Source organism: Sphingomonas sp. DC5200-1 (genome assembly GCF_049897245.1).
Lineage (GTDB): Bacteria > Pseudomonadota > Alphaproteobacteria > Sphingomonadales > Sphingomonadaceae > Sphingomonas > Sphingomonas aquatilis.
Map to the genome: position 1 here is coordinate 297,813 of NZ_JAFCVW010000004.1, position 26,739 is coordinate 324,551.

Consider the following 26,739-nt stretch of genomic DNA (forward strand, 5'->3'; position numbering starts at 1 on the left):
GCTGGGGTGACGGACTTGGGGTGGGGGATCGATGTCGGGGGCGGTTCGGGCAGGCCATGCGGTCATGCACGCTCCGGCTTCGCGCTTGTGGTGTGGCCGTCCCTCAAAAATGAAATTCCTACCCCGCCAGGGGGAGGAATGACTCCGGCCGTTATCCTAGCGCAGGCTGGAAGCTTTTGATCAGGGCGCTGGCGGCCGCGACAGACCCCAGTCTGCGCTGGGGTGATAGTTCCGCACCGGGGGAGCAAATCTTGAAACGAAAATCCTCCCCCACCCGGGGGGCAGGTGGAGGAGGATCCATGACCGGCCCGTCCACGGAAGGAACGGACGGTCGCCGGGCACCCAAAGGGGGGGAGGGGGAGCGGGTGCCCGAGGTGTTACCCGTCAGCCGAGGCCGACGGTGAAGGCGGGATTGGGATTGTTGGTGCCGTTGGGGAAGAAACCACCACGCGTGCGGTTCGATCCATTGACGTTGAGATAGGCGATATTGTGGACCTGCTGGCTCGTCCGGCTGTACGCGATGCCGTTCGCGTCGGTCGGCACGATGTTCGAAATGCCGGTCGTGAGATTGCCGATATTGCTGCCGGCAATGCCCTGATCGTCGTCGCCGTTGGTGCCGCCGGTCGTACCGTCGAGCAGATCGCGCGCGTCGGAGATCTTGGTCGTCGCGGTGATGATGTCGCCATTGGTGACACCACGCGTGTACAGAATCGTGCGGACGAGACCGGCGTGATAGGCCTCTGCCGCGAGGATGCCCGCCGCCGCGTCGAGGTACATCGACGAGATGACCGGCGAGGCGCCCTTGTACGCCGTCACGCCGATATCTTCGAAGATATAGGCGCCGAGCAGGAAGTTGGTCGGGCTGGCGTACGGATCGAACAGGCCGTCCGACGCGACCACGCCGGCGGCGCGCGCCGCCGCGGTGAAGGCGCCGGTCGAGGTGCCCGAAATGTCGATCGCGGGCTGTGCCACCACCGACGTGCCGAGCGCGGCGCGCAGGAAGTTGACGTGGGCGATTTCGTCATAGGCGATCTCGCGCGCATATTGGCCGATCAGCGGATCGCCGCTGAAGTCGACCGCGCGCGGGAAGCCCGCACCGCTGCCGGTGATGACCGCGCCCTGCGTGCCGCTGCCGGTCAGCTGCGCGGCGGTAAGGCCAGTGCCGAAGGCGGCATAGCTGTAGAATTGCGCCTCGAGATATTCGAGGTTGAGCGCAAAGTTCAGCACCGCGACGTCGGTGCTGACCGCGGTCGGCGTCGGCGTGGGGGTGGGAGCCGGCGTCTGCGCCGAATCGTTGTTGTCACCGCAGGCTGCGAGCAGCGACAGGCCACCGACGGCGGCGGCACCGCCCACGGCGGTCTTCATGAAGGCGCGGCGCGCGTTGCGGCGGGCGGTCGTCTTCTCGATGATCTCGAGGACCGAAACTTCCTTGGTCATGTCGGGTCCCCTCAGTTCGCGCCGCTGGTGCGGATGGCGGCGTTGCCGTTGTTGATACCGGCCGGGAAGAACCCGCCCGACGAAACCGCAGACCGGTTCAGGTAGACGACGTTGAGCGTCTGCGCAGGCGTGCGGCTGAAGGCCAGGCCGTTGCTGTCGAGCGGCACGATGTTCGACACGAGGTTCCCCGACTGGGTGGTCGGCGAAATGCCCTGGTCGAGATCGGTCGAACCATCGACCGAATCGCGCAGGTTCGAGATCGAATCGGCGGCGGTGCGCAGCGACGCGACGTTGAGGCCGCGGGCATAGAGTGCGGTGCGGACCAGTGCGGCGTGATAGGCCTCTACCGCGAGGATGCCGGCGGCCGCCTCAAGATAGGTCTTGTTGTTGATCAGCGCGCCGGCTGCGCCCTTATAGGCGGTGACGCCGACGTCTTCGAAGATGTAGGCGGCGAGCAGGAAGCTGTTGTCGTCGGCATAGGGATCGAAGCCGGCGAGCGACGGGCTGGTGCTCGACGCCGCGGCGGCGAAGGCGCCACCCGAAGATCCGGAGATGTTGATCGTCGGCTGTGCGGCGATCAGCGCGTCGCTGCCGCTGCTGCCACGGATCGCAGTGCGCAGGAAGGTGACGTGCGCGACCTCATCCGCCGCGATTTCGCGCGCATAGGCGGCGATGGCGGGATCGGTGAAGTTGACCTTGCGCGCCGAGCCGGCGCCGGTGCCGGTGATGACGGCGCCCTGCGTGCCCACGCCGCCGGTCAGCAGGTTGTTGGGCAGGCCGGTGCCATAAGCGGCATAGCTGTAGAACTGCGCTTCGAGATATTCGAGGTTGAGCGCGAAGTTGAGGACGTCGACTTCCGACAGCGCGGTCGACTGCGCCTGCGCGGCGGTGGCCAGCGAGAGGCTGGCGGCACCTGCGGCGGTCATCGCGGCGGCGCCCATCATGTTACGGAAGAAGTCGCGCCGGTCTTCGCGGCGCCTCGCTTCGGCGTCGAACGCCTCGATGAGCTGATCCGTTTGAGTCATCGTCAGCCTGCCTTTCCTCACCTGTACCGGCCAGCCTCACGTCTCTCAGGCGCGGCGATGCGCTTGGATCGGGATGACCAACGGCAGGTACGTTCGGAGGCGACAAAAAGATGCGCGCAATAAAAATATATAATGCGCAGCGCCTTATGACGGGCTGGAGGCTTGCCCGGCCGGCGGCGGCCGCTTAGCCTTCGACCCCGTGGTGCCCGCCGACGATCCTGCCGACCTGCCCCCCCTGCCCGCTGCGGCGGCGCGTGCGCGCCTGGTCGAGGCGCTGATGGCGACGGGGGCGGCGGACCGCGAGGCCTTCCGCCGCGTCTATTCGCTGACATCCGCGAAGCTTTTCGGCATCTGCCTGCGTATCTGCGGCGACAGGCAGGCCGCGGAGGACGTGTTGCACGACGTCTACATCACCATCTGGCAGCGCGCGGGCGCGTATCAGCCGGGGCGGGCGAGTCCGATTTCGTGGCTGGCGACGATCGCGCGCAACCGGGCGATCGACTGGCGGCGGCGGCACGGGCGCGTCACCGCGCCGATCGAGGAGGCCGAGGCGGTGGCCGACGGCGCGTTGCGCCAGGACGACGTGCTGATGGCCGAAGAGGCGCAGGCGCGGCTGCATCTGTGCCTCGAAAGGTTGGAGGAACGGCAGCGCGGGGCGATCCGGCGCGCCTTCTTCGGCGGCCTGACCTATGCCGAGCTGGCGGTGCAGGCGGCGGTGCCGCTGGGGACGATGAAGAGCTGGGTGCGGCGCGGGCTGCTGGCGCTGAAGGGATGCCTCGATGGCGAGCGCTGAACCGGACGATATCGGGCCCGACGACCTCGCCGCGGCCGAACTGGCGCTGGGGCTGCTGGACGGCGAGGCGCGTGTCGCGGCGCTGGCGCGGGTGGCGGCGGATCCGGCGTTCGCGCTGGCGGTGGCATGGTGGGAGGCGCGCTTTGCCGCCCTATTCGCCGATGGCGCCGATATTGCGGTGCCGCCCGCCGTGCTGCGGCGGATCGAGGCGTCGTTGGATGGCATGGGCCGCGATGACGGGCGATGGGCCCCGGCCGCGAACGACAATCCGGGTGTCGGACTGTGGCGCGGGGCGGCGATCTCGGCGGGGCTGGCGGCGTGCCTGCTGCTCGTGGTGACGGTGATGCTGGCGCTGCGGCCGGCGCCCGAACCCGTGCGCGTCCCCGTGCCGGTCGCGGCGCAGGCGCCGTTGCTCGCTGCGCTGGCGCCGAGCGAGGGCAAGGGCGTGCCGATCGCCGCGGCCTATGATCGCGAGACCGGCGTGGTGCGGATCGGCGGCGCGGTGGCGGTGCCGGCCGGGCGGTCGGCCGAGCTGTGGGCGATCCGCGGCAGCGCGGCGCCGCGCTCGCTGGGCGTGATGGCGGCGGGCCGGGTGGTCGTGCCGGCAGGGCTGCGGGCGGAGATGGCGGCGGATACGGTGCTGGCGATCTCGATCGAGCCGGCGGGCGGATCGCCGACCGGGTTGCCGACCGGGCCGGTGGTGGTGGCGGGTAAGCTGGCGGGGTGAGGTGCGGGGCGTTACGGTCGCCCCATCCACTTCGTCACCCCGGACTTGGTCCGGGGTCCACTGGGCCGCACGGGGGAGGCTGGAGCTTCTTGCCATTCCCCTCGCCGCAGAGTGGACCCCGGACCAAGTCCGGGGTGACGGGGATATTGGGGTGAGGGGCGCTGACCCTCGACAGCCTCAGAACGTGTACGCCACGCCCACCGCGCCGAGCCACTGATTGCGCGAGCCGGCGATGCTGACCACCGGGCTGTCGCCGAAGTCGTTGAGCATGCGGCGATAGGTGCCGCCGGCGACGACCTTCCAGCCGTGCAGCAGGTTGCCGGTCAGCGAATAGGTGGCGAGGCCGCCGATCGAATAATTCTTCCAGCCGCCGCGCGCATTGTAGGTCGGCAGACCGCTGGCGATCGCCTGCGTCGGCGAGATCGAGAAATAGCTGGTCGCATAGCCGCGGCCGGCATGTTCCGCGGTGGCGAACAGGCCGACCGCCGCCTTGGTGCTGAGCGGGGTGAGATAGTTGATGCTCGGCTGCCAGATGCCGCTGTCGTGCGCGCCGGCGACGTCGTGGCGGTAGCTGAGCGAGACCGACAATTTGTCGTAGGGGCTGGTGATGACGCCGGTCTTGCCGATGCCGACATAGCCGCCAAGTTCGATCGCGGTCTTCACCTTGCCCAGCGCCTTCACGCGCGGATCGTCGATGCTGTCGAGGCTGGAGCGGTTGAAGTTGACGACGCCGATCGGGCCGGCCTGAATGTCCCACACGGGACCGGGTTCGTTGCGGATCAGGTCGACGCTGGCGCGGTTGCCGGCGAGCAGGAAGGCATAGCCCTTCACCGAACCGACCGCGGCGGGTGCGGGCACCCAGCGATAGTCGTTCGAGCCTTCATAGTCGCTGAGGTACACGCCGGCGACGCCCGCGGTGATCGTGTCGCGGTTCGTGTCAAACTCGGCAGGGGTTTCCTGCGCGAACGCGGGTACGGCGAACGCGGCGGACGCGGCGAGCGCGGCCAAATACTTGAACGACACGGGAAAGGCTCCAACCTGTTACGTGACCGTAACGCAGCGGTTGCGGAATCTTTCCCGTAGCAACCGATTAGAAGATGTAGCGCATTCTGATCTGTTGCTGATTTGCATCACTCGTCACCGTGAAGCGCGCGGCGGCGAAGCGCGGCGCGCCGAAGCGGATCGGCGGGTTGCGCGAGAATCCGAAGCCTTCGCGCGGGATGCCGGCGAGCGTATCGAGCTTGGCATTGTTGTTTTCGTCGTGGATCACCGCGACCGCGTAATTGCCCAGCGGCAGCCCGTCGAAGTGCAGCGCATGCGTCGAGGCGGGGACGGAGCGGGTGACGGCGTTGGCATCGTCGACGCAGGCGGGGAAATTGTCCGGGTCCGCGGTCAGGCAGACGCGCAAGCTTCCCTTGGCCGAGCGCATCTGGCTGACGCCGACGTCAAGCCGCGCGATCGGCGCGGCGCCCAGCATCAGCACCGCCGCCGGCAGCAGGCCCGCCAGCGCCAGCGTGCGCGCGCGCCGCCTTGGCGTGGGCCCGCGCGAAATCCCCGACCCCCCGGTCGGTGCCGCACAGGCGATCCCAGAAGCGGAAATACAGCCCATAATTGCACCCGTATTGCTCATGATGGCGTTGATGATGGCTCGCGGTGATGAGCCAGCCCCCCAATGGTCCCCCCCACATGAACCGCGGGAAAACCTCCCATCCCATGTGATTGGTTACGCCCATAACGGTCATGAGGCCGAGCACGAAGCCCAGCGCGCCGATGTGGATCGGAATCAGCAGCACCAGTAGCGGAATTACCACAGCGCCGGTCACCGCCTCGATCGGGTGGAACGCCATCGCCGCCCAGGCGGTGGGCGGCCGGCTGGCGTGGTGGACGGCATGCGCGGCCTTGAACACCGCGGGCCGGTGCATCCAGCGATGCGTCCAGTAGAACCAGGTGTCGTGGAGGAACAGGTACACGACCACCGACAGCGGCACGTACCAGAGCGGCCGCGCGTGGACGTCGTCGTAGATGCGGGTCCAGCCGTGCGCCTTCCACCCCCAGGCGAGGATGCCCGCCGGCACGCCGTAGATGGCAGCGGACGCGAGGCTCCAGGCGACTTCGCGGCGCATCTGTGCGTCGAGCCCGCGGTAGAGGCCGGGGTGTTTGAGGCGCGTCGCCGCGGCGAAGGCGCCCGACACGATCAGATAGCGGACACCGACGATCAGCGTCATCGCCAGAGCGGACAGGGTGACGGCGAGCAGCATGCCGGTGGTGTAGCGGATTGTGGGGGTGGGGGATACGGGGTGCCCGCATCCGTTCGTCACGCGGACTTGGTGGAGGATGAGGTCCGCCCTATGCCTGCCGTCATCCCGGACTCGTTCCGGGGTCCACCGGGACAAAGGATAGTCGGTGCCCCGCGCTCATTCCTCCCCCGCCAGGGCGCATCGGGATGAACGGCCCCCGGCCGTTCAAGATCATGCCGGGGGCATCATCGACCCGAGGCGGTGGTGCCGCCGAAGGCGGTGACGGAGGGGGCGGACAGGAACGCCTCCGGCTGTCGAAGCGCTGCCCTTACCTCCCCCTCCGTCATGCCTGCGGCATGCCACCTCCCCCTGGCGGGGGAGGACTTTTCGGCCAAACCGGAGGTGACGGAGGGGGGCGAGGGTTCGTGCGACTCAACGTGGACGGCGCGGCGCTTGTCGGCCGCATTGCGCCTGCGCTGTTGCCCGGCTTGGTGGGTGACGAAGCCCGCCACATCTCCTTCGTCACCCCGGACTTGGTCCGGGGTCCACCGGGCCGCGGGGGGACGGCCTGCGCCTCCAGCCTTCCCCCTCGCCGCGGAGTGGACCCCGGAACGAGTCCGGGGTGACGGAGTGGGTGGGGGGCGCGTCGGTGTCTCGCGAGGGGGGTGGACGTCGATCAGCGTTCGAGGATGTGGATGGGGCGGTCCTTGTACAGGGCGTCGCGCACCGCGGTGTAGCCGAGCTTGGCCGCCAGGCGGAGCGAGGGGGTGTTGGCGGGGTCGATGATGCAGGTGGTGCGGGCGATGCCTTGGGCGTCGGCCCAGCCGAGCGCCGCCGTCATCGCCGCCCGCGCGAATCCGCGGCCGTGGGCGTGGGGGGCGAGGACCCAGTTCGCCTCTGGCAGCGTCAGCGGCGGGTCGATCGTCCGGCGCGCCTCCATCAGGCCGCCTTCGCCGAGGACGGTGCCGTCGGGCGCGCAGAACACCCAGCTGCCATAGCCGAACGCCTGCCACTGGCCGATCGAGCGGAGCAGGCGCAGCCACACCTCTTCGCGGCTGCGGGGCACGCCGCCGATCATCGTATAGACCGCCGGGTCCGCCCACATGGCGGCGAGCGCGTCGAGGTGATCGGGGTGGTGGCCGGTGACGATCAGCCGGTCGGTGGTGACGACGGGGGCGATCATGCGCGCCGTTACATGCCGACCGAGGTGGTTTCCTGCGTGTTCGTATCGGGATCGGTCGCCTGCGTGGTATCGGCGGGCGTCTGGGCCTGCACCGTCGTCGGCGGGATCGGGCGGGCGACCGCCTGACCCATCAGCGCGGCGTTTTCGATGAGGTCAAGCGCGCGGCGTGCCTCGATATAGCGGTCGGCGGCCTGCATCCAGTTGCCGGCCTGCGCGGCGCCGGGCAGGCGCGCGACCTCGGCGCGGGCGGCCTCCACCTGGCCGCCGTCGAGCAGGCGGCGCGCGCGGGCGAGCCGGTCGGCGGGGCGGGGCGAGGGGGTGCCGGCCTGGCGCAGTACGACCAGGCCGGCGACTTCGCGGCGCAGGCTGGCGAGCCAGCCGTCGGTGCTGACCGAGGCGATGTCGGGCGCGATCGCCTCCAGCCCCTGGCGCAGATCCTCCAGCGTCACCGGCTGGCGTGCAGCGTCGATGACCGCGGCGACCGCCTTGGGTTGCGCGGTGCCGAAGCGGCTGCGCAGCTGCTCCTCGAGATAGCCGAGGCCGACACCGCGATCGAGCGCACGGCGCGCGGCGACGGCGATCAGCAGCCCCTCGGCGCGGCCGGCCTGCGCGGCGGCGGCGTTGGCATCGGTGGTGACGGCGGCGGTGCGCGTTTCGAGCGCCGACAATTGTCCGGCGAGCGTCGCTTCGCGCGAGGCGAGCGCATTGGGGTCGAGCTGCGGGTTGGTCCGCTCGCCATTGGCGTTGAGCGGCAAGGCGGGGTTGTAGTTCACCGGTTCGGGCGTCGCCTTTTGCGCGCTTGTCGTCCCGCCCAGCCAGGGGACGTGGCGCATCAGATAGCCGGTCAGCACCGCGCCCGCGACGAAGGCCAGCGCGATGATCGCCAGGAAGACGCCGGTGCGCAGGCCCTGCGCTCCGCGGGCGCCCGACGGCGGATCGATCGGCACATAATCGCTCATGGCGCCTTATCCCCGGCCCCCGCCGCAGGGTCAATCGCTGGCGTGCATGCCGCCGCCCCGACCCGGCACAGGGCGGCGTCGGTGGGGGTGTCGGCGGTGAGCGCGAGCGCCCAGCCGTCGCCGGCCGCGGCACGGACGGCGGGGCTCAGCGCGGCGATGCCGGTGGCGCTGCGGTCGGGTAGCAAGGTGGCGACGCGGGTAGCGGCGCGGACCGAATGGAGCAGGACGATGCGGTGTCGCGCGGCGCGGGCGAAGGCGGCGGGGTCTACGGCGATCGCGTCACTGGCGTAGACGATGCGCGTCGGGTGGCCGCTGTCGATGTGGTCGCGGCCGGCGAGGTGGAGCGGGCGGGTGAAGCTGGCGGCGGCGAGGGCCTCGGCGACGCCGCCGGTGCCGACGACCGCGACCGTGAGGCCGGCGCCGCGCGCTGCCTCGGCGGTTTGCGCGCCGACCGCGATCACGGGCAGATGCGCGAGGCCTGCGAGCTTGGGGCCGGCGTGGCGCACCGCATTGGCGCTGGTGATCAAGAGCGCGTCGTGGGCGGCGGGGTCGGGGGCATCCCACGGCACCGGCACGGTCGCGAACAGCGGGACGGCGGCGGCGTCCACGCCGAGCGCGTGCAGGCGGGCGAGGGTGCGCGCGGTGCCTGGTTCTGGGCGGACGACCAGCACGCCCGAGAGCGCAATTCCCGTCACGGCGCGAACAGGCTGCGGACGCTGGAGGGCGCGCGGGCGAGCAGGTCGGCGGCGAGCTCCGCGGCGATGAGCGCGCCGTCGGTGCCTTCGCCAATGCCGTCGACGTGGAGGCTGCCGTCCTCGGCGATCAGTTCGGCGCGCAGGGTGAGCATCTCGCCCGACAAAGCGGCAAGCGCGGCAACGGGGGAGTGGCAGTCGGCGCCCAAGGCGGCGAGCAGCGCGCGCTCCGTCAGGACGCAGGCGCTGGTCGCGGGATCGTCGATCGCGGCGACGGCGATCATGGCTTCGTCATGGCTGGCGAGCACCTCGATCCCGACGGCGCCCTGCGCGGGGGCGGGCAGCATCTCGTCGGTCGGGATGGCGCGGCCGACACCGTCGCGCCCCAGCCGGTCGAGGCCTGCGGCGGCGAGCAGGGTCGCGTCCGCTTCCCCGGCGGCGAGCTTGGCGAGGCGGGTGTCGACGTTGCCGCGGAACAGCACGACTTGCAGGTCGGGGCGCAGCCGCAGCAGCTGCGCGCGGCGGCGCGGCGAGCTGGTGCCGACGACGGCGCCGCGCGGCAGCTCCGCGACGCTGTCCGCGCCGATCAGCCGGTCGCGCACATCGGCGCGCGGCAGCATCGCGGCGATGCGAATCTCGGCCGGCCGGATCGTTTCGACATCCTTCATCGAATGGACTGCGGCGTCGATCTCGCGGGCGAGCAAAGCGCGGTCGAGTTCCTTGGTCCACAGCGCCTTGCCACCGATCTCGGCAAGCGCGCGGTCCTGCACGCGGTCGCCGGTGGTGCGGATGACGACGAGGTCGATCTCGTCCGGCGTCCAGCCGTGTGCGGCGCACAAAGCGTCGCGGACCATATTGGCCTGGGTCAGCGCCAGCGGCGATCCGCGCGTGCCGAGTTTGAACCTGATCGCCATCGTTTCATCCATTCACACCCTCACCCTTCCGGCGCTGCGCGCCTCCCTCCCTCTCCCGCCGGGAGAGGGAAGAGCCGCCAAAGGCGGCGAAGGGTGAGGGTGTTTCCAATCCTGCCGCCAGCCATGCCCAAACCCCCACCCTTCGACAACCTCCGTGCGGCGCGATAGAAGGCCGGCCATGCCCCCCCGGATCATCCTCGGCCTCGAATCCTCGTGCGACGAAACCGCCGCCGCGCTCATCACCAGCGACCGGCAGGTGCTCAGCCATCGCCTTGCGGGGCAGGAGGCGGCGCATGCGCCGTTCGGCGGCGTGGTGCCCGAAATTGCGGCGCGCGCGCATGTCGAGGCGCTGGAGCCGCTGGTCGCGGCGGCGCTCAAGGATGCGGGATTGCGGCTGGATCAGGTCGATGCAATCGCGGCGACCGCAGGGCCGGGGCTGATCGGCGGCGTGATGGTGGGCCTCGTCACCGGCAAGGCGCTGGCCCATGCCGCGGGCAAGCCGTTCGTCGCGGTCAATCATCTGGAGGGGCATGCGCTGAGTCCGCGGCTGTCCGATCCGGACCTCGCCTTTCCCTATCTGCTGCTGCTGGTGTCGGGCGGGCATTGCCAGCTGCTGCTGGTCGAGGGCGTCGGCCGCTATCGCCGGATCGCGACGACGATCGACGATGCCGCGGGCGAGGCGTTCGACAAGACCGCGAAGCTGCTCGGCCTGGGCTTTCCCGGCGGGCCGAACGTCGAGAAGGCGGCGGCACTGGGGCAGCCGGTCGTGCCGTTGCCGCGACCGCTGAAGGGATCGGCCGAGCCACATTTTTCCTTCGCCGGCCTCAAGAGCGCGGTGGCGCGGGCGGTGGGGCATCATGCGCCCGAGGATATTGCCGCATCCTTCCAGGCGGCGGTGGTCGATTGCCTGATCGACCGGACGCGGCGGGGGATCGCCGGTGTCGAAGCGACGGCGCTGGTCGTCGCGGGCGGGGTCGCGGCGAACGGTGCAGTGCGCGCTGCGCTGCAGGCGCTCGCCGCCGAGCATGGCCTGCGCTTCGTCGCGCCGCCCCTGTGGCTGTGCACCGATAATGCGGCGATGATCGGCTGGGCGGGGGCGGAGCGCTTCGCCGCCGGGTTGACCGATCCGCTCGATACGCCGGCGCGGGCCAGATGGCCGCTCGATCCGGGGGCAGAGGCGGTGCGCGGTGCGGGGGTGAAGGCGTGACGCGTGACGGCAATGGCATGATGTCTTACCCCGTTCGTGCTGAGCCTGTCGAAGCACGGCCATCCGCGAACGCTATGCCCGCGGCACGGCGCCCTTCGACAGGCTCAGGGCGAACGGAGTGTGTGAGGTTGGGCGTCCAAGGATGAGCAGCATGAAGATCGGGGTCATCGGCGGCGGCGCCTGGGGTACGGCACTGGCGCAGGTCGCGGCGCATCGCGGCGAGCCGGTGACATTGTGGGCGCGCGAGCCGGAGGTGGTGGCGGGCATCAACGACGCCCACGAAAACCGGCTGTTCCTGGCCGGCGTGCCGCTGTCGCCGTCGATCCGCGCGACGTCCGATTTCGGTGACCTTAATGCAGTTGACGCTCTGCTGGTCGTCGCGCCGGCGCAGCATGTCGGCGGCGTGCTCGCGCAGATCGACGTCGGTACGCGGCCGCTGGTGCTGTGCGCCAAGGGGATCGAGGCGGGGACGCGGCGGCTGGTGGGCGAGGTGGCCAAGGCCGTCCATCCGCAGGCGCCGATCGCGGTGCTCTCCGGCCCGACCTTCGCGCATGAGGTGGCGGCGGGCCTGCCGACCGCGGTGACGCTGGCGGTGGCGGACGAAGCGTTGGGCGAGGCGCTGGCCGCACGGCTCGCGGCGCCGCACTTCCGCCCCTATGCCAGCCGCGACGTGATCGGCGCGGAGATCGGCGGCGCGGTGAAGAACGTGCTCGCGATTGCGTGCGGCGTGGTGGAGGGCGCGGGGCTCGGGCAGAATGCGCGCGCGGCGCTGATCGCGCGAGGCTTTGCCGAGATGACGCGCTTCGGCCTGGCGCGCGGCGCGCGGGCGGATACGCTCGCAGGCCTGTCGGGGCTGGGCGATCTGGTGCTGACCTGTTCGTCGACGAGCAGCCGCAATTTCTCGCTGGGGTTGGGCCTGGGGCAGGGGCAGGCCGCGGCGGACCTGCTCGCCGACCGGCGGACGGTGGCGGAGGGCGCGTTCACCGCACCGGTACTGGCCGAGGCGGCGGCGGAGGCCGGCGTCGACATGCCGGTGACCGCGGCGGTGTGCCGCCTGCTCGATGGCGCCCCCGCGGCGGACGTGATCGGTGCGCTGCTCGCCCGCCCGCTGCGTGCCGAACTGGGCTAATCGCGCCGCAATCCGAACGCTGCATGAACGAGCGCATCGTGCGGGCGGGCGTTCGGCGCCCGCGTCGCACGGCTCGGCGTGGCGAAAGGGTGAGTGATGCTTTCCTGTCACAGCGGTGACAAAATGGTATGCAAAGGTATCACTGCGGTATTGACGCCGTCTCCCGGATAGGAAAACTTGTCTGACGTAAAGAGGCTCCATGGTAGCGAGCCTCGGTGAGAGGCAAGGCTATGATTGGGAAGAATGGGGTTTCGCTCGTGGCGCTGGCAGGCAGCCTGGCGATGGTGGGCGCACCCGCGCTGGCACAGACCACCGCGACCGACGATACCAATATCGGACAATCTCCGCAGGAAGCCGCCGCCAAGGCCGCGACCGCCGCGGGCGAGACGCCGCCGGCCGCGCAGCCGGGTGGCGATATCGTCGTGACGGGCACGCGCATCGTTCGCCCCAACGTCACCGCCGCCGCGCCGATCACCTCGGTCACCTCCGCCGACATCCGCGCGCAGGCCGCAGTGAACGTCGAGGACGTGCTGAACCGCCTGCCGCAGGTCGCGCCGGACGCGCAGCAGACCTATAACGATTCCGACGGGCGCCAGCGCATCAAGCTGCGCAGCCTGGGCTTCGAGCGCACGCTGGTGCTGATCGACGGCAAGCGCCTGGGCACGCAGAACGGCCAGGATACGGGCATCATCCCGACAACGCTGCTGGAGCGCGTCGACGTGCTGACCGGCGGTGCGTCGTCGGTCTATGGATCGGACGCGGTCGCGGGCGTGGTCAACTTCGTCCTGAAGAAGGATTTCGAAGGGCTGCAGCTCGACGCCAATTACAATTTCTACAATCACAACAACAAGGACACGGTCGTGTCGCCGCTGGCGCGTGCGGCGGGCTTCACGTCGCCGCGCGGCTGGACCAACGACGGCGGCCGGGCCGACCTGACGCTGACCGCGGGCCATGGCTTCTTCGACGACAAGGTCCATGTCAGCGGCTTCGTCAATTACAAGAACACCGACGAGGTCGCGCTGACCTCGCGCTCGAACGCGGGCTGTTACCTGACGCAGCTGCAGCTCAATGGCCCGCTGTCGTGCGGCCTGACGCCGAGCAGCTCTACGAGCGGCCTCATCACGCCGCAGTCGGGCCCGAATGCCGGCGCGCAGCTGGTCAACAACCCCAATGGCACGCGCACCTTCGTGCCGTTCGGCACGGGCCAGGGCAATGCGTCCAACTATTTCAGCGGCTATGCCTATCAGCGTCCCAGCGAGCGCGTGAACGCCGGCGGCTTCGTGACCGCCGAGCTGGCACCGGAGGCGGAGCTCTACGCATCGGGCCTGTGGTTCCGCGACAAGTCGTACACCAACTATCCGACGATCGCGAGCGGCACGGTCAACGTGTCCTGCGCCAACCCCTTCCTGTCGGCCAGCCAAGCGACCGCGATCGGTTGCGGCGTCGCGGGTGCGACCAGCGTGCCGGTCAGCCTCGCCTATCGCCTGGGCGAGATGAACGACCGCCCCGACACCTTCGTCAACACCGGCGTGCGCCTGACCGGCGGCGTGCGCGGCAAGGTGGGCGACGCGTGGACCTATGACGTCGGCGGCGTCTATGCGCGCAACCATCAGGATTACATCCCGAGCTTCCGCACCCCCGGCAATCTGCAGAATGCGGTGAACGTCGGTGGCACCGCGGCGAACCCGGTCTGCGCGAGCGGCGCGGCAGGCTGCGTGCCCTTCGACATCTTCAGCGCGGGCAACACCAATCCGGCGCTGATCAACTATCTGTTCACGACCGGCACGTCGCAGACCACGGGTACGTTGTACGACGTGCTCGCCAACGTCAGCGGCGACCTCGGCAAATACGGCATCACCTCGCCGTTCGCAGACCAGGGCGTGGCGATCGCGCTGGGCGCCGAATATCGCAAGGACACGCTGAAATCGACCGCCGACGCCAGCTATCGCAGCGCGCTGGGCGGCGCCGACAGCTATCTCAGCCAGGATGTGTGGGAAGCGAACGCCGAAGTGCAGGTGCCGCTGATCGAGCACAAGCCGTTCGTCGAACTGGCGCAGGTCAACGGCGGCTATCGCCTGTCGAAGTACAGCAGCAATCCGTCGACCTTCAACACCTGGAAGATCGAGGGCATCTACGCGCCGGTGAAGGACATCACCTTCCGTGCCTCGTTCAACAAGGCGCAGCGCGCGCCGACGGTGGTCGAGATCCGGCAGGCGACGAACATCGACTTCGCCGCCGGCGGTGCGGGCACGTTCAACGACTTCTGCGCGCCGACGCCGATCCCCGGCCCGAATGGCGTGACCTATGGCGCGCCGCTCGCCTCGCGTGAGGTGTGCCGTGCGACCGGCCTGTCCGACGCGCTATATGGCAGCACCAGCCTGTTGTGCAGCAACGGCACGACGCCGAACGGCACCGCGGCCTGCACCGTGCGCTCGGGCGGCTTCACCGCCGATCCGGAGACGGCCTACACGCAGACCTATGGCCTGGTGCTGAAGCCGCGGTTCGTGCGCGGCCTGGTGTTCTCGGTCGACCGGTATCGGATCAAGATCGACAACTCGCTGGGTTACAACGATTACAGCTATTACACCGATGGCTGTCTGCGCTCGGGCGGTGACCAGTTCTTCTGCCAGGGCATCGTCCGCAACGCGAACGGCACGTTGTTCTCGAACGCGGCGAGCAACCCGACGACGGGCTTCATCCGTCAGGGCACCAGCAACTATTACACCTCGATCGCGCGCGGCTACGACTTCCAGGCGCAATATCCGATGGAGCTGGGCAGCGCGGGCCGCATCGACTGGAGCTTCAACGGCTCGCTGACGACCTTTGCCGGGGGCCAGGATTCGCCGGTGCAGCCCGAGCGCAACTGCGCGGGCTATTACGGCAACGGCTGCGGCCAGCTGATCCCGAAGTGGAGCCACGGCCTGCGCGCGACCTATACGACCGAAGGGCGTGGCTTCAGTGCATCGTTCAATTGGCGCTACGTGGGGTCGCTGACCAACGCCGACAATTCGGGCGATCCCGCGATCGGTGGCACGGCGGCGCGCGCGCGGACGAGCTATTACCGGGTCGCCCCGGCGAATTACTTCGACCTGGCGCTCAACTTCGCGATCGCCAAGCAGTTCTCGCTGCGCCTGATCGCGAACAACCTGCTCGACAAGGCGGCGCCGATCGTGCCGGATTCGTACAATATCAGCCTGGCCCGCGGGAACACGATCCCGCAGCGCTATGACTCGCTGGGTCGTAACATCGCGATCGGGACGACGATCAACTTCTGATATTTGGATTGGGAATGAGAAAAGGCCCGTCGGAGCGATCCGGCGGGCCTTTTTTGTGTCCCGGTGCCCCCCCTTCTTCGTCATTCCCGCGGAGGCGGGAATCCAGACACGCTAGCGTCGCGCCTCCAGCCGAAACGTCAGAGGTTATGGATTCCCGCTTTCGCGGGAATGACGGTGTGGGCTGGGTAAGGGCGAGGGCGAGGGCGAGGGCGTCGGCGTGGGCGAGGGCGTGGGTGTCGAGCGCGCGCCCTACCGCGCCAGTTCGCGCCAGCCGATGTCGCGGCGGCAGAAGCCGTCGGCGAAGTCGATGGCGTCGACGCCGCGATAGGCCGCGTCGCGGGCGGTGCGGATGTCGGGGCCGGTGGCGGTGACGGCCAGGACGCGGCCGCCGGACGCTGCCAGCGTATCGCCGGACTGCTTCGTGCCCGCTTGGAAGACGACTGTGCCGGTCGCTTCCGCCGCATCGATGCCGCGGATAGCGCCGCCGGCCTTGGGGGTGCCGGGATAGCCCGCCGCGGCGAGGACGACGGTCATCGCGGTGTCGTCCGAAAAAGCGATGTCGCCGAGCAGCGCGAGCCGGCCTTCGGCGGTGGCCAGCATCACCGCGAGCAGATCGCCCTGGAAGCGCATCATCAACACCTGGCATTCGGGGTCGCCGAAGCGGGCGTTATATTCGATCAGCTTCGGGCCCGTCCGGGTCAGCATCAGCCCGGCGTAGAGGACGCCGCTGAACGGCATGCCTTCCTCCCGCATCGCCTTGACGGTGGGCGCGACGATCTCGGCGATCGCACGCTCCTCCAGGTCGGGGGTGAGGACGGGGGCGGGGCTGTAGGCGCCCATGCCGCCGGTGTTGGGGCCGGTATCGCCCTCGCCGACGCGCTTGTGATCCTGCGCGCTGCCGAAGGGGAGCAGGGCATGGCCGTCGGTGAGGACGAACAGGCTGGCCTCTTCGCCCTCCAGGAATTCCTCGAGCACGACGGGCGCGTCGCCCTGCGCGAACATCGCGTCGAAGGCGGCCATCGCCTCGGCCTCGCTGGTCGCGATCACCACCCCCTTGCCCGCGGCGAGGCCGTCCGCCTTGATGACGACGGGATAGCCGAAGGTTGCGGCGAGCGCCGCCTCCGCCTCCGCGCGGCTGTTCACGCGGACGTAACCGGCGGTCGGGATGCCGGCGCGGCGGCACAGGTCCTTGGTAAAGCCCTTCGACCCTTCCAGCTGCGCGGCGGCCTTGTCGGGGCCGAAGACGGGGACGTCGGCGGCGCGCAAACTGTCGGCGAGGCCATCGACCAGCGGCGCTTCGGGGCCGATCACGACCAGGCCAATCTCTTGCGCCCGCACGAAATCGATCACCGCGGCGTGATCCGTCGCGTCGAGGGCGACGCACGTCGCATGCTGCGCGATGCCGGGGTTGCCTGGCGCGGCATAGAGCGTATCGAGGGTCGGCGATTGCGCCAGTTTCCACGCCAATGCGTGTTCGCGGCCGCCTGAGCCCAGCAGCAGGACGTTCATGCCAGAGTTCCTATCCGATACCGATGATGCCCGGCTGCTAGCCGAGGAGCGCCCCGGCGACAACGCGCTCGCGCTGTCGGTGGGCGAGCTGAGCTTCAAGCTGAAGCGGATGGTGGAGGGGGAGTTCGGCCACGTCCGGCTGCGCGGCGAGATTTCGGGCTACAAGCGGGCCGCCTCGGGCCACGTCTATCTGGCGCTGAAGGACGATGCCGCGGTGATCGACGGCGTGATGTGGAAGGGGCAGGTGAACGCGCTGGCCTTCGCGCCGCAGGACGGGATCGAGGTGATCGCGACCGGTAAGCTGACCACCTATCCCGGCCGGTCCAAATACCAGATCGTCATCGAGCGGATGGAGCTGGCCGGCGCGGGCGCGCTGATGGCGCTGTTCGAGAAATTGAAGGCCAAGCTGGCGGGCGAGGGGCTGTTCGATCGCGAGCGCAAGGTCGCGCTGCCCTATCTGCCGCGCACGATCGGGGTGGTGACGTCGCCGACCGGCGCGGTGATCCGCGATATCCTGCACCGGCTGGAAGATCGCTGCCCGAGCCATGTCATCGTCTGGCCGGTGAAGGTGCAGGGGCAGGGCGCGGCCGAGGAGGTGGCAGCGGCGGTGCGTGGCTTCGATGCGATCCCGGCGGACGGGCCGGTGCCGCGGCCCGATCTCGTCATCGTCGCGCGCGGCGGCGGCTCGATCGAGGATCTGTGGGCGTTCAACGAAGAGGTGGTGGTGCGCGCGGTCGCGGACTGCACGATCCCGATCATCTCGGCCGTGGGGCATGAGACCGACACGACCCTGTGCGATTTCGCCGCCGACCTGCGCGCGCCGACGCCGACTGCGGCCGCCGAGCTGGCGGTGCCGGTGCTCGCCGACCTGCGCTACACGATCCAGAGCCATGGTAGCCGGACGCAGCGGTGCGCCAATCGCTATGTCGAGCGCGGGCGCGAGCGGCTGACCGCGCTCGCCCGGCTGCTGCCGAAGCGCGAGGCGCTGCTGGGGCCGCAGCGGCAGCGGGCGGACGATGCCGGGCAACGGCTGGACCGGGGGCTGGAGCGGCGGGTGACGCTGGCGCGTGGTAGCCTCGACCGGTCGGCGGGGGCGCTGCGGCCGGCGGTGCTGGAGCGACAGGTGGAGCGCGGGCGCGAGCGGCTGGCGGCGACGTGGCGGTTGGTACAGTCGCTCAACCCCGATGCGGTGCTGGACCGTGGCTATGCACGAGTGACGGCGCGCGACGGCACGACCTTGTCCTCGGCGGCGGCGGTGCGCGCGGCGGGGGCGGTGACGCTGCGCTTCCGCGACGACAGCGTCGATGCGGTGGTGGGCGACGTTGCGCCCGAGCCCGCCCCAGTATCCCCTAAGGTTGAGCGCAAGGCGGCGCGCGCCTATGTCGCCCCCACGCCCGACCAGCCGACGTTATTGTGACGGCTGGGCTCTGATACGGACACAAGACATGCTCGTTTCCAATTCCGACCGGCCCGCGCGGCTGCACTATATGGCCAATGGCTTTCGCGTGCTGGCGCCGGGCGACCATGTGACCTGCGCGGTGAGCGGGGCCCGCGTGCCGATTGACCTGCTGCGCTATTGGAGCGTCGCCCGGCAGGAAGCCTATGCGACCGCCGCGATCGCTAGCGAGGCGATGCGCCCGCAATGAGGCGTGCCGGGAGGCGCGGCGCTCTGCTGCTCGCGCTGATCCTTGGTGTGGCGGCACCCGGCGTGGCGCAGCAGGCGCCGATCGTGCGCGGCGCCGGACCCTTGCCGGCCGGCGCGTCCGCGCTGCGGCTGGAGGGGGCGCCGATGCAGGGCGCGCTGGTGCGCGGCCATGCGCGCCCCGGCACGCGGCTGACGCTGGACGGGCATGACGTGCCGGTCGCAGCGGACGGCACGTTCGTGCTCGGCTTCGACCGGGACGCGCCTGCCGCCGCGACGCTCGTCGAGCGGTTGGCGGGCCCCGCCGGCACCCCGCTGGTCGTGACCACGACGCTGACCGTCGCGCCGCGGGCGTGGCGGATCGAGCGGCTCAATACCCTTCCGCGCTTCCCCGCACCCGATCCGGTGATGGCGCAGCTGCGCCCGCCCGAACTCGCGCAGATCGCCGCGGCGCGCGCGATCGAGACCGACGCTCAGGGGTGGCGGCAGCGCTTCGTCTGGCCGGCGGTCGGCCGTATTTCGGGCTGGTTCGGGTCGCAGCGCGTCTATCGCGGCGAGCCGGGCGCCTATCATTCGGGCACCGACGTGGCGCTGCCGGTGGGCGCGCCCGTCGTCGCGCCGGCGGACGGCGTCGTGATCCTGGCTGCGGATCACCCCTTCACGCTGGAGGGCAATCTGCTGATGATCGACCATGGCATGGGGCTGAACAGCGCGTTCCTGCACCTGTCGCGCATCGACGTGGCGGTGGGCGATCACGTCCGCCAGGGGCAGGTGATCGGCGCGGTCGGCAAAACCGGGCGCGCGACCGGTCCCCATCTCCACTGGAGCCTGCGCTGGCGCGATGCGCGCCTCGACCCGATGCTCGTCGCGGGGGCGATGCCGGCCAAGTAAGCCGGCTTTTTCACGATCGGATGATGGCGCGCGCGCTCGCAGGGCACGCGGTAGCGGACCCGCGTGCCGCACAGGCAGGACATAGTAGATGTCCTATCCTTTTCGACTAGACCATGGCGACGGGTGATGGTTGGGGAATGCCCAAGCCAAGCCATTAGGTCAGCATACGTCCAAATTGCCCCGTCGCGCAGGCGCAGGCTTTGTCAACTGGACCATGCGGGTGTTCCGCCACACCAGACGACATAAACATATGATTAAAAGCCGTTTCGGAACAAATTGGCCGGTCGGTGAACCAAGATGCCTGTCAGCGCGTTCTGCCCGTCAGCGGGCAGGATTCCCGATCCGGCCTGCCATGCAGGGCAGGCATTGTGTCATTTCGGCGACACCGGCGCGCAAAGATGAGCCGCGGATGAATGACGGCTTTACACCCTAAATACGCGAACGCATTCCTGTCCCATGTCCTTTGGAAGCCGAATGCGGCTTGAGGGGGCTTGGCCATGCCTGGAACCGGCACCGTCACAACGGGCCGGCCATCCGGGTCAAGCGAGGGAAGACGATGACCACGATGTACCGCTTTACGCGAAAGGCGGCCCTGCTCGCCGCCGCGACGCCGTTCGTGCTGCTGTCCGCCGGCGTCGCCGCGGCGCAGACCACCCCGGCTCCGCAGCCGACCACCGATTCGTCGGATCAGACCGCAGCCGCCGCACCGCAGACCCCAGCACAGCCGCAGGAAGCGTCGACCGGCAACGACATCGTCGTCACCGGCTCGATCATCCGCGGCGCCGATGCCGGCCCGTCGCCGGTCAGCACGATCACGACCGAGAACCTCGACGTGCGCGGCATCAACACCGTGCAGGCGGGCATCCAGGCGCTGTCGTCGAACAACGGCCCGGCGCTGACCAATTCGTTCACCGCCAATGGCGCGTTCGCTTCGGGTGCATCGTCGGTGTCGCTGCGCGGCCTGTCGACCAACTCGACGCTGGTGCTGTTCGACGGCCTGCGCGCCGCTTACTATCCGCTGTCGGATGACGGTTCGCGCAATTTCGTCGACCTCAACACCATCCCGGACGACATCGTCGAGCGCGTCGACGTGCTGCGCGACGGCGCTTCGTCCAGCTACGGCGCGGACGCGATCGCGGGCGTGGTCAACATCATCACCAAGCGTTCGTTCCAGGGCATCGCCGGCCGCGTCGAAGCGGGCATCGCGGAGCGTGGCTACAACGCCAACCAGCGCCTGTCGCTGACCGCCGGCACCGGCGATCTCGATGAGAAGGGCTATAACGCCTATATCAGCGGCTTCTATTACCGCAGCGAAGGCGTGAAGGCGTCGTCGCTGCCGGCGCCGTACAACACGAGCGACGAGCGCAGCCTGTGCAGCAACCGCACCGGCACCACGGTGTGCGGCCCGAACAACATCGCCAACAGCGTCGGCCCGAACGGCACGCTGCCCGGCTTCTCGATCGGCACCGGCAACTTCTACGTCCGTCCGGCCGACGCGACCAACACGACCGCGCTGGGCCGCTATCAGTTCCTGAACCCGGCGCTGGGCTGCGTCGTCGGCACGCCGTACAACCTGACCGCAACCGACCTCGCCAACAACCCGACCGCGCCGGGCACCGTCTGCCAGGTCGACACCCAGAACCTGTACGGCAACGTGACCCCGGACATCGAACGCTTCGGCGGTTCGGCCAAGTTCACCGCCAAGGTCGGCGACACGTCGGAGGCCTATTTCCAGGTCAACTTCCAGCAGTCGACGTCGAGCTACACGGGCGTTCCGGCGACGATCCGCGCCAACGCACCCGCGGGCATCCTCTTCCCGCAATATTCGACCTCGCAGGGCCCGACGCCGTCGATCGATCCGCGTTCGGCGATCCTGGCGCTGCCGGTCTACATCTGCCCGCGCGGTACGACCGCGGCCTGCACCGCGGCGAACGGCACGCTCAACCCGAACAACCCGTTCGCAGGGCTCGGCCAGGTGGCGCGCATCGTCGGCACGCTCGCCAACGAGCGTGAGTTCAACGAAACCCGCAGCCGCGTCTATCGCGCCGCGATGGGCATCAACGGCACCATCTTCGGCGACGTCGACTATCGCGTCGACGCCACCGCGATGCACACCGATCTGCGTCGTCGCACCGATGGCTACGTCTACATTCAGCACCTGCTCGATGTGATCAACGACGGCAGCTACAACTTCCTCAACCCCGGCCAGAACAGCCAGGCGGTGCGCGACTATCTGACGCCGCAGTTCATCAACAACAGCTCGTCGGATCTGTACCAGGCGCAGTTCACCCTGGGTAAGGCGCTGATGGCGCTGCCGGGTGGCGACCTGCGCGTGGCGCTCGGTGGCTCGATCTTCTACGAAGCGGTCGACGCGCCCAGCGGCAACCCGGACACCAACGGCCCGACGCAGCGCTATTTCCGCCTGAACGCATTCGGCACCAGCGGCAACCGCACCGTCACCTCGGCCTTCGGTGAAATCAACGCGCCGATCCTCGACCAGCTGACGCTGAACGCATCGGGTCGCTACGACCATTATTCGACCGGTCAGAGCGCGTTCTCGCCGAAGTTCGGCGCGATCTTCAACCCGATCCGTCAGGTCACCGTGCGCGGCACCTATTCGCGCGGCTTCCGTATCCCCTCGTTCGGCGAGGCGAATGCCCTGCCGACGACGGGTTACGTGACGCAGCAGCTGTCGAGCATTCCGGCGGCGTTCCTGGCGCAGTACACCAACCGCGGTTCGACCACGCCGTGCTCGGCTGCGGCACCGACCGCCTGCTCGTCGTACATCACGGCCTATTCGATCGGTCAGACCACGCTGGCATCGCCGAACCTGCAGCCTGAAAAGTCGCGCAGCTTCACCGCCGGCATCAAGTTCGAGCCGATCCGCAGCCTGTCGTTCACGGTCGATTACTACAACATCCGCAAGACCGGCGCGATCACCACGCCGGATCTGTCGCCGGCGATCGCGGCCTATTATGCGGGCACGGCGATCCCCGCCGGGTTCGACGTCATCGCCGACGCGGTCGACGTCAACAACCCGACCGCCAAGCCCAAGATCGCGTTCGTCCGCTCGCAGCTGATCAACGCGCAGACGATCAAGTCGGAAGGCATCGATTTTGGCGCCAACGGCTTCGTCAACTTCGGCAACGTGAAGTGGACCACGGCGCTGAACGCCAGCCTCATCCTGGAGCTGAGCACCACCGTCGACGGCGTGCGCCAGACCTATGTCGACACGCTCGGCAACTTCAACCTGACGGCCGGTTCGGGCACGTTCGAGTGGAAGGGCAACTGGGCCAACACGTTCGACTTCGGCGATTTCGCGCTGACCGGCACCGTCAACTACACGTCGGGTTACGACCTGTCGGCGATGGACCAGGGCGACGCGTACAAGGACTGCGGTCAGGCACCGGCCTATTTCGGCTGCCGCGTGAAGAGCTACATCACGGCGGATGCGAACGCGACGTTCCGGGTGAACGACAAGTTCTCGTTCTACGTGAACGTGCTGAACGTCTTCAACCGCCTGCCTCCGATCGATCCGGTCACGTACGGCGCGTATCTGTACAACGCCGTCCAGGGTGGCGACGGCATCTTCGGCCGCCAGTATCGCGCGGGCGTGAAGTTCGGCTTCTAACGACGGTATCCTGCCCCTCCGCGGAGGGGTGGCGACTCAAGGACGGGGCGGCTCTGCGGAGCCGCCCCTTTTTTGTGCTTCGAAGCGGCAGTGGCGCTGTATGAAAAAGAAGCGGGTGCCCTCCTGCCGCTACAAAAAGCGGCACCCGTACGGATGAATTTGAGGAACAGCGTCGCAAACGTGGCATTTTTGCTACAGGCCCGGCTAAACGTACCTCAGTCCGGATCGGTCTGTTTACAGCCGAAATGTGTCGGATCATTTCTGTCCCATGTCGTTCCTGCGTCGCTTGGCGGCGAAGGGAGGGCGCAGCAGCCTTTGTCCAGCGATCTTCAGGGGAGCGGGCTCGGGCAAGCAAAAGGGACCATGATGACAGCTTTCACCCGTTCGACGCGCAAGGCCGCGCTGCTTGCAGCCGTGACGCCGTTCGCGATTTTGTACGCTGGCACGGCTTCGGCTCAGGCCACGACGGATACGACGACGGCCGCGGATGCGACCGCTGCGGCAGCACAGACTTCGCAGGATACGCCGACGAGCGGCGCCGACATCATCGTCACCGGATCGATCGTTCGTAATCCGGCTGCGGCAACGGCCTCGCCGGTCATCTCCGTGTCGGCGCAGGACCTGCAGAATCGCGGTGTCACGACGGTCGCCGACGCGTTGCAGCTGCTGACCGCGAACAATGCCGGCACCGTGCCGCCGAGCTGGTCGTCGTTCGGCTTCGCGACGGGTGCCAGCTCGCCGTCGCTGCGCGGTTTGAACAATGCTTATACGCTGACCTTGTTCGACGGCCTGCGCACCGCGCCATTCCCGCTTGCCGATGACGGTTATCGCAACTTCGTCGATATCAATACGATCCCCGGCTCGGTGGTCGATCGCATCGACACGCTGCTCGACGGTGCCTCGGCGACCTATGGTTCGGACGCGATTGCGGGCGTCGTCAACGTTATCATCAAGCGGCAAGTCACTGGCGTGCATCTCAATGCCTCGGCCGGTATCTCGCAGCGCGGCGATAACGGCGAGCAGCGGATCAGCGGCACGGCAGGCTATGGCGATCTCGATAGCCAGGGCTTCAACGTCTACGTCAATGGCGAATACCAGAAGAGCGACCCGCTGTTCCTGCGCAACCGTGGCTATCCGTTCAATTCCGCCGACCAGAGCCGCATCTGCGGCACTACGGCACAGGGCTGTCTGACCAACGGTATCCGTAATGGCATCCAATACGATGGTACGTATAACGGATTCCAATCGACCCGTGTGCCCTTCGTCCGTCCGTACGATCCGACCACGGGTGCCGCGCTTGGTGGCTATCAGCTGCTCAGCCCAGCACTCGGCTGCCAAGGCTTGCAGGCGCATACGATTACCGCGGCGGAACGCGCTGCGTCGGCTGCCGCTGGCATTCCTATTGCCGGTTCGACGCCGGCCACGGTCTGCCAGGAGGATCTGGTCAACGAATATCGTGCGTATAACTCGAATATCGAGCGCAAGGGTGCGACGATCCGGGCGACGGGTCGCCTCGGCGCGGACACCGAAGTCTACGCGATGTTCAACTATTACAACACGACGACCCGCGATAACAATTCCGGCCCGCAGGGCTTTACGGGTCAGACGGCTGCTGGCGGCCTTCAAGCGACCGTCAGCAGCATCCTGCTGCCGGCCTATGTCTGCGCCGGCGGCATCGGATCGATCGGCACCGTCGGTGGCCTGACCAATGCCATCGTCGCCAATGGCTGCACCGCAGCCAACGGCACGCTGAACCCGAACAACCCATTCGCAGCTCAGGGCCAGCTCGCGCGCCTCGTCGCCCTTCCGCAGACGACGCGGAACACCTCGACCAACACCAAGACGTATCGCTTCTCGGCGGGCATCAATGGTGTGTTCGGCGATGGTTTCAATTACAACGTGGCAGCCACGGCGTCGAAGGTCACGCTTCAGACGATCAACAATGGCTACATTTATCTTCAAGGCCTGTTGAACGCTATCGCGCAAGGTACGTATAACTTCGTCGACCAGACGCAGAATACGGCCGCGCAAACCGCGCAGGTATTCCCGGAGAACCGCAATACCTCGTTCTCGAAGCTGGGTCAGGTCCAGGCATCGGTGAACAAGGACCTGTTCACGCTGCCGGGCGGCCGCTTCAACGTTGCGGTGATCGGCGGGTATCGTCACGAGGAGATCAACAACCCGAGCGCTAACCCGGCGAACAACGTCAATCCCAATGCACGCTACTTCGGTGTCAATGCCGTTGGCGTGTCCGGAAAGCGCGACGTCTGGTCGGCTGGTTACGAAATCACCGCACCGATCCTCGACTCGCTGAAGGTCAAGGCCGAAGGATCGTACGATCATTATTCGACCGGCCAGAGCCGCTTCTCGCCGAAGTTCGAAGCGGAATTCCGTCCGATCGAGCAAGTCAAGCTGCGTGGCACCTACTCGCGCGGGTTCCGTATTCCCAGCTTCAGCGAATCGTTTGCGCTGCCGACCACCGGCTACGTTAATGCGACGATCAACTGCGCCTCGGCGACCTATGCCGCGTTCTGCGCGGCACATAAGAGCAACCCGTCCTATTATCAGGGCGGTTACTCCTATGGCCTGACGTCGAGCGGCAACCCGAACTTGAAGCCTGAAACTACGGAAGGCTTCACTGGCGGTGTCGTGCTGACGCCGGTTCGCAATGTCACCTTCACGGTCGATTATTATCAGACCAAGATCAACAACGTGATCATCGCGGCGCAGGTCAGCGCCGACCAGATCGCACAATATTACACCAACAATGGCCAAGTAACGGCGCCGGGTATCGTCCTGACGCCGGGCGTTGCGGACCAGCAAAACCCGAACGCCTTGCCTTTGCTGGGATTTGCTAGCGGGTCTTACAAGAATGCCGATACCTACCTCGTGCGCGGTATCGACTTCTCCGCAAGCGTGAACTTCCCGATCACGGCAGACGTGAAGTGGATTTCCACTGCAAACGCATCGCACCTTCTGCGCCTCCAACAGACGCTCGAGGACGGAACGGTGCAGCGCTATGATGGTACGCTCGGTCCCTGCAACATCTCGTCTTGCTCCGGTGCGCCGAAATGGCGTGCGTCGTGGCAGAACACGTTGGACTTCAATGGCCGCGGCAACGTCAGCCTGACGTCCTATTACACCAGCAGCTACTCATCCGTCGCAACCGACTCTCTCGGTATCTATGGCGATTGCGCAGGGAGCGCCGCGACGGGTCAGCTGGTCAGCTACAACAACGGCGATCCGGTGCAGTGCCGGTCGAAGTCGGTGTTCTACATGGACGGCCACGCTGAGATTAAGGTGCAGGACAAGTTCACCTTCTATCTCGACGTGAAGAACCTGCTCGACAAGAAGCCGTCGTACGATCCGAACGCGGCATACGGCTTGTATCAGTTCAACCCGGCATGGGGCGACAGCCTGTTCATCGGCCGCTACTTCCGCTTCGGCGCGAAGGTCGATTTCTAAACAGACCGTGAGGCGAAAAAAAG

At 68.1% G+C, this 26,739-nt stretch carries 20 protein-coding genes; 10 read left to right on the top strand and 10 right to left on the bottom strand.

Features of this window, described 5'->3' with window-relative positions:
• Positions 1-384 precede the first annotated feature (384 nt).
• Both ACP7A3_RS10485 and ACP7A3_RS10490 read right to left on the bottom strand, forming a co-directional pair.
• The gene (locus tag ACP7A3_RS10485; RefSeq protein WP_244057096.1) at positions 385-1,437 is read right to left on the bottom strand and encodes a ferritin-like domain-containing protein; all 1,053 of its coding nucleotides are present in this window, start codon (positions 1,435-1,437) and stop codon (positions 385-387) included.
• Positions 1,438-1,448: 11 nt separating this feature from the next.
• Positions 1,449-2,462, bottom strand: a complete 1,014-nt coding sequence (locus ACP7A3_RS10490; RefSeq protein WP_017980365.1) for a ferritin-like domain-containing protein — start codon at positions 2,460-2,462, stop codon at positions 1,449-1,451.
• Positions 2,463-2,661: 199 nt separating this feature from the next.
• On the opposite strand from ACP7A3_RS10490, the gene ACP7A3_RS10495 reads away from it, so the two are divergent.
• Both ACP7A3_RS10495 and ACP7A3_RS10500 read left to right on the top strand, forming a co-directional pair.
• Complete coding sequence (locus ACP7A3_RS10495) at positions 2,662-3,255, top strand: sigma-70 family RNA polymerase sigma factor (protein WP_426255530.1); 594 nt, start codon at positions 2,662-2,664, stop codon at positions 3,253-3,255.
• The gene (locus ACP7A3_RS10500; RefSeq protein ID WP_426255531.1) at positions 3,242-3,982 is read left to right on the top strand and encodes an anti-sigma factor; all 741 of its coding nucleotides are present in this window, start codon (positions 3,242-3,244) and stop codon (positions 3,980-3,982) included. Before ACP7A3_RS10495 ends, ACP7A3_RS10500 begins: the two co-directional genes overlap by 14 nt.
• A 177-nt stretch (positions 3,983-4,159) precedes the next feature.
• Here the strand turns inward: ACP7A3_RS10500 and ACP7A3_RS10505 are convergent, their stop codons facing one another.
• The 7 genes from ACP7A3_RS10505 to hemC form a co-directional block, all read right to left on the bottom strand.
• Entirely contained in the window at positions 4,160-5,005 is an 846-nt protein-coding gene (locus ACP7A3_RS10505; RefSeq protein WP_043060957.1) for a MipA/OmpV family protein, read from the bottom strand.
• A gap of 67 nt (positions 5,006-5,072) precedes the next feature.
• Positions 5,073-5,459 carry a DUF2141 domain-containing protein gene (locus tag ACP7A3_RS10510; RefSeq protein ID WP_017980361.1) on the bottom strand — a complete coding sequence of 129 codons (387 nt, stop codon included), beginning with the start codon at positions 5,457-5,459 and terminating at the stop codon, positions 5,073-5,075.
• The gene (locus tag ACP7A3_RS10515; protein ID WP_426255664.1) at positions 5,428-6,240 is read right to left on the bottom strand and encodes a sterol desaturase family protein; all 813 of its coding nucleotides are present in this window, start codon (positions 6,238-6,240) and stop codon (positions 5,428-5,430) included. The genes ACP7A3_RS10510 and ACP7A3_RS10515 overlap by 32 nt, the downstream gene beginning before the upstream one ends.
• Positions 6,241-6,895: 655 nt before the next feature.
• On the bottom strand, positions 6,896-7,402 hold the full coding sequence (locus ACP7A3_RS10520) for a GNAT family N-acetyltransferase (RefSeq protein WP_426255532.1): 507 nt from the start codon (positions 7,400-7,402) through the stop codon (positions 6,896-6,898).
• Between the two features lie 8 nt (positions 7,403-7,410).
• Positions 7,411-8,361: a hypothetical protein gene (locus ACP7A3_RS10525; protein WP_426255533.1), complete on the bottom strand. Its 951-nt coding sequence runs from the start codon at positions 8,359-8,361 to the stop codon at positions 7,411-7,413.
• A complete protein-coding gene (locus tag ACP7A3_RS10530) occupies positions 8,358-9,056 on the bottom strand; it encodes a uroporphyrinogen-III synthase (protein ID WP_426255534.1) in 699 nt (232 codons plus the stop codon). Before ACP7A3_RS10530 ends, ACP7A3_RS10525 begins: the two co-directional genes overlap by 4 nt.
• Positions 9,053-9,967, bottom strand: a complete 915-nt coding sequence (hemC, locus tag ACP7A3_RS10535) for a hydroxymethylbilane synthase (protein WP_426255535.1) — start codon at positions 9,965-9,967, stop codon at positions 9,053-9,055. Before hemC ends, ACP7A3_RS10530 begins: the two co-directional genes overlap by 4 nt.
• Positions 9,968-10,145: 178 nt before the next feature.
• On the opposite strand from hemC, the gene tsaD reads away from it, so the two are divergent.
• The 3 genes from tsaD (at position 10,146) to ACP7A3_RS10550 (ending at position 15,578) form a co-directional block, all read left to right on the top strand.
• Positions 10,146-11,174: a tRNA (adenosine(37)-N6)-threonylcarbamoyltransferase complex transferase subunit TsaD gene (gene tsaD, locus ACP7A3_RS10540; RefSeq protein ID WP_426255536.1), complete on the top strand. Its 1,029-nt coding sequence runs from the start codon at positions 10,146-10,148 to the stop codon at positions 11,172-11,174.
• 151 nt (positions 11,175-11,325) lie between these two features.
• Positions 11,326-12,303 (top strand): NAD(P)H-dependent glycerol-3-phosphate dehydrogenase, encoded by a 978-nt coding sequence (locus ACP7A3_RS10545; RefSeq protein ID WP_426255537.1) that lies wholly within the window; start codon positions 11,326-11,328, stop codon positions 12,301-12,303.
• Between the two features lie 230 nt (positions 12,304-12,533).
• On the top strand, positions 12,534-15,578 hold the full coding sequence (locus tag ACP7A3_RS10550; RefSeq protein WP_426255538.1) for a TonB-dependent receptor domain-containing protein: 3,045 nt from the start codon (positions 12,534-12,536) through the stop codon (positions 15,576-15,578).
• A 249-nt stretch (positions 15,579-15,827) separates the two neighbouring features.
• On the opposite strand, the gene purD is transcribed toward ACP7A3_RS10550, so the two are convergent.
• Positions 15,828-17,087 carry a phosphoribosylamine--glycine ligase gene (gene purD / locus ACP7A3_RS10555; protein WP_426255539.1) on the bottom strand — a complete coding sequence of 420 codons (1,260 nt, stop codon included), beginning with the start codon at positions 17,085-17,087 and terminating at the stop codon, positions 15,828-15,830.
• On the opposite strand from purD, the gene xseA reads away from it, so the two are divergent.
• The 5 genes from xseA (at position 17,086) to ACP7A3_RS10580 (ending at position 26,716) form a co-directional block, all read left to right on the top strand.
• Entirely contained in the window at positions 17,086-18,504 is a 1,419-nt protein-coding gene (xseA, locus tag ACP7A3_RS10560; protein ID WP_426255540.1) for an exodeoxyribonuclease VII large subunit, read from the top strand. The genes purD and xseA overlap by 2 nt on opposite strands.
• Positions 18,505-18,532: 28 nt before the next feature.
• Complete coding sequence (locus ACP7A3_RS10565; RefSeq protein WP_241890371.1) at positions 18,533-18,733, top strand: DUF2093 domain-containing protein; 201 nt, start codon at positions 18,533-18,535, stop codon at positions 18,731-18,733.
• Positions 18,730-19,620: a M23 family metallopeptidase gene (locus tag ACP7A3_RS10570; RefSeq protein ID WP_426255541.1), complete on the top strand. Its 891-nt coding sequence runs from the start codon at positions 18,730-18,732 to the stop codon at positions 19,618-19,620. Before ACP7A3_RS10565 ends, ACP7A3_RS10570 begins: the two co-directional genes overlap by 4 nt.
• Before the next feature lie 556 nt (positions 19,621-20,176).
• Positions 20,177-23,251: a TonB-dependent receptor domain-containing protein gene (locus ACP7A3_RS10575; RefSeq protein WP_017980348.1), complete on the top strand. Its 3,075-nt coding sequence runs from the start codon at positions 20,177-20,179 to the stop codon at positions 23,249-23,251.
• 90 nt (positions 23,252-23,341) lie between these two features.
• A complete protein-coding gene (locus ACP7A3_RS10580; RefSeq protein WP_426255542.1) occupies positions 23,342-26,716 on the top strand; it encodes a TonB-dependent receptor domain-containing protein in 3,375 nt (1,124 codons plus the stop codon).
• The last annotated feature ends 23 nt before the right edge of the window (positions 26,717-26,739 follow it).